Origin of the sequence: Halomonas halmophila (assembly GCF_006540005.1) — a bacterium.
In the GTDB taxonomy this organism is placed as follows: domain Bacteria; phylum Pseudomonadota; class Gammaproteobacteria; order Pseudomonadales; family Halomonadaceae; genus Halomonas; species Halomonas halmophila.
Map to the genome: position 1 here is coordinate 150,996 of NZ_BJOC01000019.1, position 14,986 is coordinate 165,981.

The 14,986-nt window shown below is 60.9% G+C and carries 10 protein-coding genes; 5 read left to right on the plus strand and 5 right to left on the minus strand.

Annotation, left to right across the window (positions count from 1 at the left end):
* Positions 1 to 80: 80 nt before the first annotated feature.
* The 3 genes from serC to HHA01_RS07785 form a co-directional block, all read right to left on the minus strand.
* Complete coding sequence (gene serC / locus HHA01_RS07775; RefSeq protein ID WP_141319415.1) at positions 81 to 1,199, minus strand: 3-phosphoserine/phosphohydroxythreonine transaminase; 1,119 nt, start codon at positions 1,197 to 1,199, stop codon at positions 81 to 83.
* A gap of 18 nt (positions 1,200 to 1,217) precedes the next feature.
* Complete coding sequence (gene gyrA, locus HHA01_RS07780) at positions 1,218 to 3,953, minus strand: DNA gyrase subunit A (RefSeq protein WP_141319417.1); 2,736 nt, start codon at positions 3,951 to 3,953, stop codon at positions 1,218 to 1,220.
* A gap of 238 nt (positions 3,954 to 4,191) precedes the next feature.
* Positions 4,192 to 4,611: an acyl-CoA thioesterase gene (locus tag HHA01_RS07785; protein WP_141319419.1), complete on the minus strand. Its 420-nt coding sequence runs from the start codon at positions 4,609 to 4,611 to the stop codon at positions 4,192 to 4,194.
* 395 nt (positions 4,612 to 5,006) lie between these two features.
* On the opposite strand from HHA01_RS07785, the gene HHA01_RS07790 reads away from it, so the two are divergent.
* From HHA01_RS07790 to HHA01_RS07810, 5 genes are all read left to right on the plus strand, one after another.
* A complete protein-coding gene (locus tag HHA01_RS07790; RefSeq protein WP_141319421.1) occupies positions 5,007 to 5,939 on the plus strand; it encodes a recombination-associated protein RdgC in 933 nt (310 codons plus the stop codon).
* A gap of 25 nt (positions 5,940 to 5,964) precedes the next feature.
* Positions 5,965 to 7,128, plus strand: coding sequence for a 1-acyl-sn-glycerol-3-phosphate acyltransferase (locus HHA01_RS07795; protein WP_141319423.1), 1,164 nt, complete (start codon positions 5,965 to 5,967; stop codon positions 7,126 to 7,128).
* Between the two features lie 6 nt (positions 7,129 to 7,134).
* Positions 7,135 to 8,298, plus strand: a complete 1,164-nt coding sequence (locus tag HHA01_RS07800) for a cation diffusion facilitator family transporter (protein ID WP_141319425.1) — start codon at positions 7,135 to 7,137, stop codon at positions 8,296 to 8,298.
* A gap of 129 nt (positions 8,299 to 8,427) precedes the next feature.
* Complete coding sequence (locus tag HHA01_RS07805; RefSeq protein ID WP_246053846.1) at positions 8,428 to 9,159, plus strand: transglutaminase-like cysteine peptidase; 732 nt, start codon at positions 8,428 to 8,430, stop codon at positions 9,157 to 9,159.
* Positions 9,160 to 9,163: 4 nt separating this feature from the next.
* Entirely contained in the window at positions 9,164 to 11,107 is a 1,944-nt protein-coding gene (locus tag HHA01_RS07810) for a bifunctional diguanylate cyclase/phosphodiesterase (RefSeq protein WP_141319427.1), read from the plus strand.
* 130 nt (positions 11,108 to 11,237) lie between these two features.
* On the opposite strand, the gene HHA01_RS07815 is transcribed toward HHA01_RS07810, so the two are convergent.
* Both HHA01_RS07815 and HHA01_RS07820 read right to left on the minus strand, forming a co-directional pair.
* Complete coding sequence (locus HHA01_RS07815) at positions 11,238 to 11,582, minus strand: tryptophan synthase subunit beta like protein (RefSeq protein WP_141319429.1); 345 nt, start codon at positions 11,580 to 11,582, stop codon at positions 11,238 to 11,240.
* Positions 11,583 to 11,652: 70 nt separating this feature from the next.
* Positions 11,653 to 14,958: a cadherin-like domain-containing protein gene (locus tag HHA01_RS07820; RefSeq protein ID WP_170214852.1), complete on the minus strand. Its 3,306-nt coding sequence runs from the start codon at positions 14,956 to 14,958 to the stop codon at positions 11,653 to 11,655.
* Positions 14,959 to 14,986: the final 28 nt, after the last annotated feature.

Genomic DNA, 14,986 nt, shown 5'->3' on the forward strand with positions numbered 1-14,986 from the left:
CACCCCCAAGGCAGCGTCGCTCGTATCTCGTACCTCGTAGCTCGTATCTCGGCTTACAGCTCCCGGCGTAGCCGAGCCGCTCAGCCATTACGCCGCTCGAAATCGGCCATGAAATCGACCAGCGCATCCACGGCCGCTTCCGGCACGGCGTTGTAAAGACTCGCCCGCATGCCGCCGACACTGCGATGCCCCTTGAGATTCAACAGCCCGGCCTGCTCGCTCTCGGCGAGAAACGCCTCATCGAGACGCGCATCGGCCAGCATGAAAGGCACATTCATGCGTGAACGATTGATCCCGGCAATCGGGTTGGAATAGAAGTCACTGGCGTCGATGGCGGCATACAGTTTGCTCGCCTTGCGAGCATTGATGGCCTGCATGGCGTCGAGGCCGCCCACGTCCTGGCGCAACCACTGGAACACCAGGCCGGCCAGATACCAGCTGTAGGTCGCCGGCGTGTTGATCATGGAAGCGGCCTCGGCCAAGGCCCGATAGCTGAACAGGCTCGGCATGTCCGCCCGGGCAAGCTCCAGGAGGTCGTCACGCACGATGACCACAACCAGCCCCGCCGGGCCGATATTCTTCTGGGCCCCGGCGTAGAGGATGCCGAATCGGGAAACATCCAGGGGCCCCGACAGAATGCTCGATGACATGTCACAGACAACCGGGACTTCCACACCATCCGGCCGCGCCATGCCACCCCGAGTATTGCCCAGGAGATAATCGAATTCGAGCCCGCCGATGGTCTCGTTGGCGGTGTAATGCAGATAGGCCGCATCCGGTGACAGGCGGATCTCCTCCGGGCGCGGCACCGCTGTATGGCCGTTGGGCTCGCTGGACGCCGCCACGCCTGCCTCGCCGAAAAGGTGGCGTGCCTCCTTGACGGCCTTGCTGCCCCAGATGCCGGTGTGCACGAAGTTGGCCGTGCCGCCCTGACCCAGCAGGTTATAGGGCAAGGCGGCGAACTGCTGGGTTGCACCGCCCTGGGTGAAGAGCACTCGATAATTGTTGGGAATGGACAACAGGTCGCGCAGGTCGTGCTCGGCCTGCTCGGCAATCGCCATGTAGTCACGGGAGCGATGGCTCATCTCCATGACCGAGAGGCCCCGTCCCTGGTAATCCAGCATTTCCTGTCGAGCGCGTTCCAGTACCGGCGCCGGCATGGCGGCCGGACCGGCACAGAAATTGAAGTGGCGTGTCATCGACTCAATGTTTCCTCGTTACTCATCATCGGGAGCGTCAGGCTCGTCACCATCGTCCGCGTGCGGAGACGACGCGGCCGTGTCATCACTCGGCTCGTCGGCCTGCGCCGCCGTCTCGCCTTCCAGCGCGGGCGCGTCCTCTTCCGCCGGGGCCTCTTCGGGTTCATCGACGCGCACCGTCTTGACCAGAGCTTCGCTCTCGCCCAGGCGGATCAGCATCACCCCCTGGGTGTTACGCGAGGAGATCGACACCTCGTCGACACGGGTGCGCACCAGGGTGCCGCGGTCGGTGATGAGCATCATCTCGTCGCTGGCATAGACCTGCATGGCAGCCACCAGCGGGCCATTGCGCTGGCTGGTCTGCATGGCGATGACACCCTGGCCGCCACGCCCGCGCAGCGGGAACTCCTCGAGCCGGGAACGCTTGCCGTAGCCGTTTTCCGAGGCCGTGAGGATATAGATCTGGCCATCGTCCTGCGGCTCGACCGTCGCCTCGTCAGTGCCCTCTTCCTCGGCATCGATATGCTGGCTGCGCGGAATGATCAGGCTGATCACCTCGGCACCCTCCAGCAGGCGCATGCCGCGCACACCGCGCGCGGTGCGTCCCATGGCGCGCACATCGGTCTCGTTGAAGCGGATCGCCTTGCCGTTGGACGACAGCAGCATGGCATGGTCGCTGCCACTGGTGATGGCAGCGCCGACCAGGCGGTCGCCCTCTTCCAGGTCGATGGCGATCAGACCCACGCTACGCGGGCGCGAGAAGTGAACCAGGCTGGTGCGCTTGACGGTCCCCTTGGCGGTGGCGAAGAGGATGTAGCTTTCCGGGTCATAATCATGCACCGGCAGGATGGCGTTGATGGCCTCATCTTCCTCGAGCGGCAGCAGGTTGACCAGCGGCTTGCCGCGCGAACCGCGGCTGGCCGCCGGCATCTCGTAGACCTTGAGCCAGTAGACCTTGCCGCGGTTGGAAAACAGCAGCACGGTGTCGTGGGTCGAGGCGACCAGCAGATGCTCGATGACATCCTCGTCCTTCATGGAGGTCGCCGACTTGCCGCGACCACCACGCCGCTGCGCCTGGTAATCGGAAAGCGGCTGAGTCTTGGCATAGCCCGAGCGGGAAACCGTCACCACCATGTCTTCCTCGGCGATCAGGTCCTCGATGGACAGGTCCAGATGGCTGGCCTGGATCTGGGTGCGGCGCGGTTCGCCGAACTGATCACGCACTGCTGCCAGCTCCTCGCGAATCACCTCGAGCAGGCGGTCGGCGGAAGCCAGGATCTCGGTGAGCTCGGCAATCTTCTGAAGGATGCCCAGATACTCGTCGAGCAGTTTCTCGGTTTCCAGGCCCGTCAGGCGGTGCAGGCGCAATTCGAGAATGGCCTGGGCCTGGGCCGGCGACAAGCGATAGCGGGTACTCGCCTCATCCAGCCCATAGCCTTCTTCCAGGTCCTCGGGTTTGCAGGAGTGCGCACCGGCACGCTCCAGCATGCCGGTCACCTGGCCGGGTGCCCAATCACGCTCGAGCAGCTTCTCCTTGGCCTCGTTGGCCGAGGGCGACGCCTTGATCAGCTCGATGACCTCGTCGATGTTGGAGATGGCCACCGTGAGCCCTTCGAGAATGTGGCCCCGTTCACGCGCCTTGCGCAGCTCGAACAGGGTACGACGGGTCACCACTTCACGGCGATGCCGAATGAAGGCTTCCAGGGCTTCCTTCAGGTTGAGGGTGCGCGGCTCTCCCCCATCCAGGGCGACCATGTTGATGCCGAAGACATTCTGCAACTGGGTCTGGGCAAAGAGGTTGTTGACGACGACATCGCCGGACTCGCCCCGCTTGACCTCGATAACCACCCTCAGGCCTTCCTTGTCGGACTCGTCACGCAGCTCGGCGATGCCCTCGATGCGCTTGTCCTTGACCAGCTCGGCCACCTTCTCGATCAGGCGCGCCTTGTTCACCTGATACGGCAGCTCGGTGATGACGATGTGATCGCGGCCGGTCTTCTCGTCATGCTCGATGGTGTGGCGTGCTCGCACATAAATGCGACCGCGACCGGTGCGGTAGGCTTCGAGAATGCCGGCACGACCATTGATGATGCCGCCGGTCGGAAAATCCGGGCCCGGGATATGCTCGATGAGATCGTCGACACTCAGGGTATGGTCGTCGATCAGCGCCAGGCAGCCGTCGATGACTTCCACCATGTTGTGCGGCGGGATATTGGTGGCCATGCCCACGGCAATGCCCGAGGAACCATTGACCAGCAGGTTGGGCAGCCTGGTCGGCAGAACCTCGGGAATGCGCTCGGTACCGTCGTAGTTGTCGACCCAGTCGACGGTGTCCTTTTCCAGGTCGGCCAGCAGGTCATGGGCCAGCCGGGCCATGCGCACCTCGGTGTAACGCATGGCTGCCGCATTATCGCCGTCAATGGAACCGAAGTTGCCCTGGCCATCGACCAGCACATGGCGCATGGAGAAATCCTGCGCCATGCGCACGATGGTGTCATAGACAGCGCTGTCGCCATGCGGGTGATACTTACCGATCACATCGCCGACGACACGTGCCGATTTCTTGTAAGCCTTGTTCCAGTCATTGCCCAGCTCATGCATGGCGAACAGCACACGCCGATGCACGGGCTTGAGGCCGTCACGCACGTCCGGCAATGCACGGCCGATGATCACGCTCATCGCGTAATCGAGGTACGACTGCTTGAGTTCGTCCTCGATATTGACTGGCAGAATCTCTCTGGCGATGTCACCCATGGGTCGTCGAATCCTTTGCACTACAACAGGTAAGCGCGTCACGAGACCGTGAAAACAGGGGCACCACCATCGACGACGACGGAAAAATGAAAGCGCGGGCCGGCATGGCCGCGTGCCATACCGCCCTGGAAGGCGCTTCACCCGCCCATCGAGTCTTCGGCGACTCCCTGGCGCGTCATATCAGCGCCACATTATACCATCCCGGGCGGTGCAAAGCAGCGGGCGGAAGCTTGCCCCGTTATTCGGCAACCAATGGCGCCATGAGCTCACGCAGCGGTCCTTCGATGGAGACCGCCTGGTTGCTGTGCATATCGAGCAGAACAAACGTCAGGTCCGCGCTCGAGATCAGCTTGTCGTCACTCAGGCGGCGGATGTCCTGGTGCATGCGGGCGCTTCGCGAACCCAGTTCGGCCACGCCAGTGACCACCTTGAGATCATCGCCGGCCACCGCGGCACGCCGATAGTCGATATTCAGATTGACGGCTACAAAGGCCACCTCCCCGCCCTGCAAGAGATTCGCCAGCTGAGGATGTTCATCGAAGTAGGCCCAGCGCCCCTCCTCGAGAAACTCCAGATACCGGGCATTGTTGACATGCCCATAGCCATCGAGATGATAGCCTCGAACGCGCAAAGTGATGGTCGACTGTTTTGAATCCATGGAAAATCCCTTGTGTGGAGCGCCGATGCGAGCGTGCTGTTACCCAAGAACATCCGCTATCGGCGATACGCGACAACAGCGGCCTTGAAGCGCCTTGCAAGGCTGCTGTCACCGACCCTGGGCTCAAGACAGATTCTAGTCCTGGCGCCGCCCGCATTCAAACCACCGTTTGAATACACAAGGCACTGTCTGAAAAGTCGACGAGCGAAGGTTAGACAAGGCGAAAATCTACGAAAACGCGGAGTTTACAACGAGTAAATGAGCATTTTGAGAAGATTTTCAACGCCGTATAACCGAGCGCAGACAGTTTTCGGACAATGCCTAGCCCGGTCGCTGGTGGCACCCTGGCGCTGCTTTCGCCATAATATGCATCCTTTTCATGCGGGAAAGCCTCCATGTGGTTCAAGCACTTGCACCTCTATCGCCTCCACGACGCCCCTGAACTCGGCGCGGCCGACCTGGAGACCGCACTGGCGGAACAGGCCTTCCGCCCCCTGAATGGCGCCGAGGCCCGGCGCCTGGGCTGGTGTACACCCGCCGGTCGCGCCGGCACTCAGTACCTTCACGAGCTGCAGGGCCACCGGCTGATGACGGCCCTGCGCCAGGAACGCATTCTTCCGACGGCCGTGGTCAAGGAAGAGCTCGAAGAACGTGTCGAGACACAGGAAACCGCCGAAGGACGCAAGCTGCGCCGACAGGAGAAACTGACCCTCAAGGAGCAGATCTATGAAGAGCTGCTGCCCCGCGCCTTCGTGCGCAGCCAGAAGGTCGATCTCTGGTGGGACACCCGCCACCAGTTGATCGGCATCAATACCAGCAGCCGCAAGCGTGCCGAAGAGATTCTCGATCTGCTCAGGGAGAGCCTGGGCAGCCTGCGTGTCACCCCGCTGGCGACCCAGACCCTGCCCATGCGCGCCATGACCACCTGGCTGGGTGATGCCGCTTCCCGTCCCGCCGACATGCAGCTCGGCGACCAGGTGGAACTCAAGGCCAAGGGCGATGACGGGGTCCTGCGCGCACGCCAGGTCGATCTGGACAGTGACGAAATTCAGCAACTGCTGGATAGTGACCGACAGGCCAGCAAGCTGGCGCTGGGCATCGAGGGGCGCCTGAGCTTCGTGCTCCACGATGACCTCGCGGTCAAGAGCCTGAGCTTTGATGATGCGCTGATCGACGAAGCGGCGCAGACGGATGACGGCGACGACAGCCTGGTACGCTTGGAAACCGACTTCCTGTTGATGACCCAGGCCCTCGCCGAAAGCATCGAGCGCCTGATAGCTTGGCTGGGTGGAGAATCCACGACGACCAGCGACACCACTACTGCATGATCGACACCGACCACGGCCGCCAAGAATGAACAACAGCGAAGCGACAAGTGCACAGGATCCATGGGCCGAAATTCGTCCCTATCAGGATGAGGAAGTGGCCGATGTACTGGCCCGCCTGGCCAAGGACCCCGAACTGCTGGATGCCCTGACCCGCTTCCGGCTGCCCCGCCTCGCCCGGTACATGCCTCGACTGTCACGCGCCATCGCCAGTTTCGCGGTGCGCCGGGAAGTCCGCGGTGTCAGCGACGTCAAGACGTTCCAGGACCGCATCGCTGGCTACATGCTGCGCATGATTCGCAACTCGACCACGGACTTCCGAGCCGATGGCCTCGACAAGCTGCAGCCGAACACGGCCTACCTGTTCATCGGCAATCACCGCGACATCTCGCTGGATCCGGCCTTCGTCAATTACGCGCTTTACCTGGCAAAACGCGACACCGTGCGCATCGCCATCGGCGACAACCTGCTGCAGAAGCCCTATGTCAATGACCTGATGCGTCTCAACAAGAGCTTCATCGTGCCACGCAGCGCACGCGGCAAGCGGGCTATGCTGGCCGCCTATCAAAAACTCTCGGCGTATATTCGCCACTCGATCACCGACGACAATCACTCGATCTGGATGGCCCAGCGCGAAGGACGTGCCAAGAACGGCATCGATCGCACCGACCCGGCCATCATCAAGATGCTGACCATGGCCAGGCGCGGTGCCGAACGCCAGGCCGGCACCGGTGAGGCCATCGCCGAACTGCGTCTGGTTCCGGTGTCGATCAGTTACGAATATGATCCCTGCGATGTGCAGAAGGCTCGCGAGCTGCATGCCGTCAATGCCAGCGGCGAGTACGCCAAGAGTGAATTCGAGGATATTCGCTCCATCGTTGCCGGCATTACCGGCCAGAAGGGTCGCGTGCACCTGCGGTTCGGCACTCCCCTGGGTGACGAATTCGACACGCCCGAAGCCGTGGCGGAAGAAATCGACCGCCAGGTCATCGCCGGCTACCACCTCTTCCCCAGTCACTACCTGGCACTCGAGGCGCTTGGCGAATCCCCGGAGCTGCTTGACCTCAGCGAAGTCACCGATGCCGACCGCGCCCGCTTTCAGCGTCGGCTCGCCGAGGTACCGAACGAACTGCGCGACTGGTGGTTGCGGCAATACGCCAACCCGGTGAAAAGTCGCGCCGCCAGTGAGTGACGTACCATGAGCACGCTTCAGAACCGTTCCCTCCAGGCCCGGCAAGCCAACAGGGTTACCCTGATCGGCGCCGGTATCGACCTGGTGGTAGGCCTGGCGAAACTCGTGGCGGGCTGGCTGGTCGGCTCGGCCGCCTTGATCGCCGACGGCATCCATTCCTTCTCGGATATCGTGACCGACTTGTTCGTGGTCGCCGCTACCCATTTCGGTCGCCAGGCCCCGGACAGCGACCACCCTTATGGGCATGGACGCATCGAAACCCTGGCGACCCTGTGGCTCGGCGGAATGCTGATCTTCATCGCCGGTGGCATTGCCTGGTCGAGCCTGTCACGTCTGCTCGACGGGGACGTGGCCACTGCGCCCGGCATCTGGGCCATCATCGTCGCCGTGCTTGCCCTGCTCGCCAAGGAATGGATCTTTCGTTATACGCTGCGCGTGGCCAGAAAAATCGATTCGCGGCTGCTCGAGGCCAACGCCTGGCACTCGCGCTCCGATGCCCTGTCCACCCTGGTCGTGCTGGTCGGCCTGGTGGCAGCGCAGTTCGGCATCGGCTGGATGGATGCCGCAGCCGCCATCGTCGTCGGCGTCATGGTCGGGCAGGTCGGAGGCCGCCTGCTGTGGGAGTCCGGCCAGGAGCTCGTCGACACGGCCCTCCCCGAAGACCAGCAACATACCCTGCACCAGACCGCCATGACGGTACCCGGCGTCGAGGGCGTGCATGATCTACGTACCCGCCGGATCGGCGGCGAGGTGCTGCTCGACCTGCATATCGTGGTCGCACCCCGAGTCACGGTCTCCGAGGCGCATGAAATCGGCAATGCCGTCAGCCGTCAGCTGCGCGACGTACACCCCAACCTCTTCGATGTCACCTTCCATATCGACCCTCAGGACGACGCCGGCGAGACCGAGCACAGCCTGCGCCCGGCCCTGCCCCTGCGCGACGATGTCGAGAATCTGCTGGACGAGGCCTGGCACGACATTGACCTGTGGCATGAACGCCTCGCTCTAAACCTGCATTACATCGATGAACACATCGATGTATCCATCTATATAGATGGCCTGCCCGACGACCGGAATCTGGACGACGCCGCCCGCGAGTTGCGCGACGCGGCCAGCGCCCTCACCTGGCTGGGTCGTTTGAGGATCTGGCAAGGCCCCGGCAAGAGTTGAAAGATCCCCCTTCAGTATGTCGAGCCGTGCAAGGAACTTGTTAGCAAGAGGCTACTTGAGCCACGCTTGATATATTCAGGGGCTTTACATCCGCAATGACCAACACCTTCCGCGCGAGGATGCCGGCCAATGTCACGAACCTCGTCAAGGACCAGCCCAGGTGTCACGGACACCTCGACCACACGTCGAGGTGTGCTGATGATGCTGGCCGGATTGTTCGGGGCCGGGCTGTTGGGTTGGCCCGGTTCGAAGATGTTGGCGGATCTGGACCAGGAACAGCTTCGCCGCAGCATGCGACAAGCCTATGGTCAGGCGGGCCTGACCGCTGTCGAGGAGTGGTTGGCACTGCTGAACCGGCTACAACAGCAGCCGGTCAATATCCAACTCGGCGCCGTGAACGACTTCTTCAACCTGCGCGTGGGTTGGCGGGATGACATCGACATCTGGAACCAGAAGGATTACTGGGCGACGCCGCTGGAGACTCTGGCCCGCGGCAAGGGCGATTGCGAGGATTACACGATCGGCAAGTACGCCACCCTGAGGCAACTGAATGTCGCCGAGGAAAAACTGAGACTGATCTACGTCAAGGCATGGCTGGGACGCGGCCAGGGTGCCCAGGCGCACATGGTGCTGGGCTATTACCACACGCCGGGTAGTGAGCCGCTGATCCTCGACAATATCATCCCCAATATCACCAGAGGTGGTGAGCGTACGGATCTCGAACCGCTGTTCAGCTTCAATGGCAGCGGTCTCTGGGCACAAGGGTCCAGTCAGTCCCGCGCCGATCCACTAGAACGACTCTCGCGCTGGCGTAGTGTTATCGAACGCATGCAACAACATGGATTCCTCCGGGGGAGATAAGCGGATGTCACTTATCAAGCAACTATGGCTGATTATCCTGGGATTGCTCATTCTGGCTTTCAGCGGCAGCCTGTTCATCAGTGTGACATCGAGTCACGATTACATTGAGCGCAGCATCCGCCTCAAGAATGCCGACAATACCAATGCATTGGCACTGACCATGTCACAGTTGCCGAAGGATGGTGTGACACTGGAGTTGCTGGCATCCGCCCAGTTTGATACCGGCCACTATCGTCTGATCGAGTTGCGCGATACTCAAGGAGCCGTCATTACTCGCCATCAGGCCGAAACCGGTATCGAGAATGTGCCGAAATGGTTTGTCGAGCTGATCGATTTCAATGTGCCACCCGGCAAAGCCAAGATCCAGGACGGCTGGCAACAGTTCGCGACCCTGACCCTCGAGGGTCAACATGGCTTTGCCTATCGGACCCTATGGCGAAGCACACTCGCGTTGACGGGCTGGTTCGTGCTTGCCGGAGGCATCAGCCTGGCGCTTGCCTGGTGGCTGGTCAGGCGTATTCGCCTGCCACTGCGGGCCGTCATCGACCAGGCGCAGAACATCGGGCAGCGGCGTTTCACCACGGCCCAGGAGCCACGCACGCAGGAACTGCGTGAGCTGGTCCAGGCAATGAATCGCCTGTCCACCGTGGTAGGCGATCAGCTCGGCAAGGAAGGACAACAGCTCGAGTCACTGCGCCGGCAACTGCAACATGATGCCGTGACCGACACCCTGCAACGCTCCACCTTCCTCGATCGCTTGAAAGAACACCTGGGGAGCCAGGACTACCGCGCCAATGGCATGCTGATCCTGCTTCGCGTCGTGGATCTCGCGGAATACAATCAACGTTTCGGCCATGCCGTGACGGACCAGCATCTGCGCGAGCTTGCCGATACGCTCACGGAGCTTGCCGCAGAATACGGTAATGGCATGGTGGGTCGCCTGAACGGGCAGGATTTCGCTGTCCTTCTGCCCGGAGCCAATGATCTCGACAACATGCGCGACCGGTTGTATCAATCTCTCGATGCCCTGTCCGACACCGCCGGGGACGCGGGTGTCACTTTTGCATTGCAGGCTGCCGGGGCTCTGATTTCTTATGGCCCGGATGACAGTCAGCCACTACTCTTCTCCGCCCTGGACAATGCCCTCGCCGATGCCGAGATGCGCGGCGAGCGGACCAGTCTCAGTGTCGTCACGCAGCACCAAAACGCCCTCTTCAATGGCCAGGAGGCCTGGCGTGACGCGCTTCAGGAGTCGATGAGCCAGGGCGTGCAGCTGACCTCCCGGCCCGTCATCGACGAGACTCGGCAACTGGTTCACATGGAAGCTCAACCGGAACTCTTCCTGTCCGGGGAGTGGCGTCATGCCGGCATCTTCATGCCCTGGCTCACGCGCTTGAACATAACGACTCAGTTCGAGCTCGACATGGTCGATGCCGCACTCGCAGAGATTGCTCGAAACGGATTGCCCGTCAGCATCCACCTGAGCACGGCTTCCATATACGATGCTCGCTTCGTGCTCGAGTTGCGTGAACGGCTGCTGGCCAACCAGGAGGCCAGCCGGAAGCTCTGGCTCGAGGTCCCCGAATCCCTGGCCACCCGTGAAATGGACAACCTGCGGAGCTTCTGCCGAGCTCAGCACTCCCGCGGCTGCCATATCGGACTCAAGCATGTGGGAACCGATGTGCGTCGCATCGCCGAACTTCGCGATGTCGGTCTGGACTACCTCAAGATCGAGGCAGGCCTGATTTCCCACCTCAAGGACAACGATCGTCTCAAGGAGGTGCTGCGTGGCATCGCCAGCCTGTGTCACAGCGAAGGTTTGCTGGTGGTAGCAGAGGGCGCTACCGACTCGGCCCATGCACAGGCCCTCTTCGAGCTGGGCTTCGATGGCGTTGCCGGCCCCGGCGTCAAGCGTCACCCAGACGGGCACCACATCATCGAGGATTGAGAGCCTTTCCAGAGCGACCCGTCCCACAGAATGGGCAGGCCCTTGCCTGCAATGAAAGAGCCGCCACCCCCGAACTCCGGGGATGGCGGCTCGACAAAAGCAGCCCGCTATTACCTGGGTGCTGGCGAAGCTAGATGACTTCGTCATCATCCTCATCCTCGTCCGACACCAGATCCAGACCCTGGGCCACACGATGGCGTAGCCGCTGACGTTCCAGCACCTTGTCCTGCGCCGCCTCGGGCAACTCGACGAAACTGATGTGCCCCTTGTCCATCAGCAGTTGAATCAGGTCCTCGACAACCCGGACGAAAGCCAGGTCCGATGCCTGGAAATGATCGATCCCCTGACTGGGCAGGCCATCCGCCATGAACGCCAGCAGCTCGGTAGAGTCGGCGGCAACGAATTCGGCGCAGTCAGACGTCGGCTCACGACTGACCTGCTGAATCCTTTGGTCTGCATCACGCCTTACGTACATGACATCGCCTCATCGTTGACAGGATTTGGGCCAAAACGGGCCGCCTGCCGAGCAAGCAGCACGCTGCGCATCACTCTATCGGATTATGGGGAATATCGACGACCTTTTCATCGGCTCCATTACCTGACGGTGCCGCATCACGGTTACCGGTCTTGTCCGCGGAAGGCTGATAGTCGAGGGACCCTTCCTGGCCCGTCAACAGCTCATCATCGCCATCACTCAGCACATCATCCGCCTGCAAGGTCTTGTTGCCGCCCTGTGAAGCCTGCTTCGCCACCGTCTGGCCGGTCGTCGCCTGGCCGGCCAAGGCTCCGTCGTTGCCGGCATACGGGGATACCTGCGTTGCGCTGGTGGCTTCCTCTTCGTCCGGTGCCAGGCTGAACTCCTGGAAGTTCAGCAGATCCAGACTCGACGTCGAGGTCGAATTCACCACCGGCGCATTGTTTTCGACACCATTGAGCGTCAGTTCAAGGATGCCCTCAACTTCATCACCATCATCATCCACCAAGGTATAGTTGAATGTCTCGGTCAGCGTCTCGCCAACATCCATATCATCACGCTCGTCCCGATCCACCTGATAGCTGTAACTGCCATCTGAGTTCACGGTGATATTGCCGTAGTCACCTTCAATGACCCCGCTCTGTATGCCGCCTTCCCAGTAAAGGCTGCCATCAACCGCCAGGTCATCGGCGCCCCATCCCGGCACGTCATCGGCCAGATTGGAGCCAGAGCTGGGCAGGTCGTCAGTGGATGACACCCGGGCAAAGAGGTCGAAGGAGGTACTGCCGTCCTCGAAGGTCCTAACCGTATTGACCAATTCGTCGTTCGCATCGCGGAAACCCTCGATGCTCAGCACGAACTCGCGATCGCCAACGGTAATCGTCTGTTGCTGATCGGGGTTGGTGATTCGGACAATATCTCTCTCATCACCACCATTGTTTGGGGTTTCCGTATGCTCAAATCCTATGGTCGTTTCAACATAGGTCGGGGACCCATCGATATTGACAGTAAAACCAACGGTCATATCAACAGTATCAAGAACTTCAGCATTTCCACTTATCGGAAAGTTGTTATGGGTTAACGTACCGAGAGAAAAGGACGAGTCAGTTTCCACACCCGCTGAGCTTTGAACACCTTCAGCGTATTCAAAATCATACCCAGACCTATCTGCTACCTGTACCCAATCCCATCCGCCATCCCAAACTCTTTCCCACTCTTCTTCACCCCAGTGAATATACAGGCCGTCCCCATCTGAGGTTTGATCAACAGAGCCACGATACCCTGTAGTCGTCATGTTCTCCCAACGCGCACTCAGGCCACCAATGCTCTGCTCACTGACCGCCACGGAGATTGCCCCCGTCTGGGTGCCTGCCACCGGCACATCATCGCGAATGCCTATGTCCAGGGTGTCACTGGTCAGGTCGCCTTCGCTGTCTTCCAACTGAATATCGAAGACATCCTCGATGCCATCAATCCCGGTGCCCTGACTGCTGTGGTCGGTCGAGTTATCGGTCAGCGTGTAAGTCCAGCCGTAGTCTCCATCACCGTTATCCGTGACCTCGAGGGTGCCAAACTCCCCCTGGTAGGTACCGCCGTCACCGGCAGGGTCGCCATCGATGGTCAATATGCCGGGCGCGTCTCCCCCCACTGAGGTGCTGAACGTACCCGTGGTGATCTGGGAGCCGTCGCCTGCTCGGCTGCCGTTCGACAATCCGGCCTCATCGGCCACGCCATCCCTGCCTGCCAGGCCGACCAGCTTGGGCTTCGAGTCGGGATCTACAGTAACCATCAATTGGGCACTGTCGGTATCACCATCAGCATCGGTAATGGTGTAGTCGATCACCACGTCGCCCTCGAAACCGGAAGTCGGTGAGAACGTCACCTCCCCCGTATCCGTATCGGTGTTCACGGTTCCTGCACGCGCATAGCCGGCCGCCAGGCCGGCGGATGTCAGTGTCGAGCCATCTGCCCCCAGGTCATCATTACCGAGAACATTGAACGTGACGGATGAATCTTCTTCAGTGGTGGTGGAATCGTCGTCGGCACTCGGCGTGGTGTCCTCGATACGGATATCCAGGCTGTCCGAGGCCGTCTCGCCGGCCACATCCGTGACCCCGAGAGCGAAGCTGTCCAGGATCTCGCCGGTGCTGTGGTCCTCGGCATCACCGTCTTCGGTATAGGCGTAACTGATGACACCACTCGCGGCATCATAGCCGGTGATGCGCAATTGACCCTGGGTGCCTCCGATAACCACCGGACTGGCCGAGGTGGCCCCGGTGATATCGGTGTCGTTGATGGTCACACCATCGATGCCCGCCTCGGCCGCTACGGTGGCGCTACCGGTGATGGTGTCACCGGTGGCTTCGACCACGCTGTGATCGGCCGTGTCGCTACCCGGGGCATTATCGTCGATGTCCACCGTCGGCGGCGCATCGGTGATGCCCGTTACCGTCACGGTCAAGGTGGCGGTGTTTTTACCACCTTCTCCATCATCTACGGTATAGGACACCGAAGTCGTAGCAGATTCGCCCTGATCCAGTTGCTGGAAGTCACTACCAGGATCAAAGTCGTAAGAGCCGTCGGCCCTTATGATGAACGTACCACCATTGTCGCCACTGACGGCAGTATTCAGACTCGAAGTATCATCATTGACTTCGATAATGCCCAGTGAGTCTCCATCCGGGTCAATATCATTGCTCAAGACGCCGTCACTGGGCACGCTGAGGTAACTGTCTTCATCGGTAGTCGCACTATCGTCTTGGGCATCTGGCGCCGGGTTGCTCACTGTCCACTCGAAATTCTGAGCGACCGATCCGCCATTTCCATCGCTTGCCGAGATGGTGACTTGATAGCTGCCAGCGTCTCCACCCTGGCTGGCAGAGCTATCCAGAACACCGGAAATAACGCCGGTACTCGGGTCGATCATCAAGCCCGGCGGCAAACCACTGGCGCTGAATGTCAGCGAATCACCGCTATCCACGTCAGAGAAGTTACCGGATACATCGAGGCTGATCGTTTCACTGTCATCACTGGATCGATCCGACAAATCGATGGCAATCGGTGCGTCATTGACCGGTTCCACGGTCAGATCCACCGTCACCGTCTCAGTGTCGCCGTTCACGTCCTCGACGTCGTAGGTGAAGCTGTCACTGCCGTTGTAGTCGGCGTCCGGCGTGTAGGTGAAGGTGCCGTCCGGGTTGAGGGACACTGTGCCATTGGTGGCATCGGCGTTGAGGCTATAGGTCGCCGCGGCACTGTGGGTGTCGTTGGTCGAGACATCATCGCTGAGCGGCGTGTCTTCCTGGGTGGTGAAGCTATCGGCCACCGCGTCATCCACGGCATTGACCGTGACATCGACCGTGGCGGTCTCGGTCACGCCACCCGAGGTCACCGTGTAGGTGTAA

Bases quoted from the DNA above. Each gene is read 5' to 3' on its own strand.
- HHA01_RS07790 (WP_141319421.1), top strand. From the start codon at position 5,007: ATGTGGTTCAAGCACTTGCACCTCTATCGCCTCCACGACGCCCCTGAA.
- HHA01_RS07805 (WP_246053846.1), top strand. From the start codon at position 8,428: ATGTCACGAACCTCGTCAAGGACCAGCCCAGGTGTCACGGACACCTCG.
- HHA01_RS07785 (WP_141319419.1), bottom strand. From the start codon at position 4,611: ATGGATTCAAAACAGTCGACCATCACTTTGCGCGTTCGAGGCTATCAT.
- HHA01_RS07800 (WP_141319425.1), top strand. From the start codon at position 7,135: ATGAGCACGCTTCAGAACCGTTCCCTCCAGGCCCGGCAAGCCAACAGG.
- gyrA (WP_141319417.1), bottom strand. From the start codon at position 3,953: ATGGGTGACATCGCCAGAGAGATTCTGCCAGTCAATATCGAGGACGAA.
- HHA01_RS07810 (WP_141319427.1), top strand. From the start codon at position 9,164: ATGTCACTTATCAAGCAACTATGGCTGATTATCCTGGGATTGCTCATT.
- HHA01_RS07795 (WP_141319423.1), top strand. From the start codon at position 5,965: ATGAACAACAGCGAAGCGACAAGTGCACAGGATCCATGGGCCGAAATT.
- serC (WP_141319415.1), bottom strand. From the start codon at position 1,199: ATGACACGCCACTTCAATTTCTGTGCCGGTCCGGCCGCCATGCCGGCG.
- HHA01_RS07815 (WP_141319429.1), bottom strand. From the start codon at position 11,582: ATGTACGTAAGGCGTGATGCAGACCAAAGGATTCAGCAGGTCAGTCGT.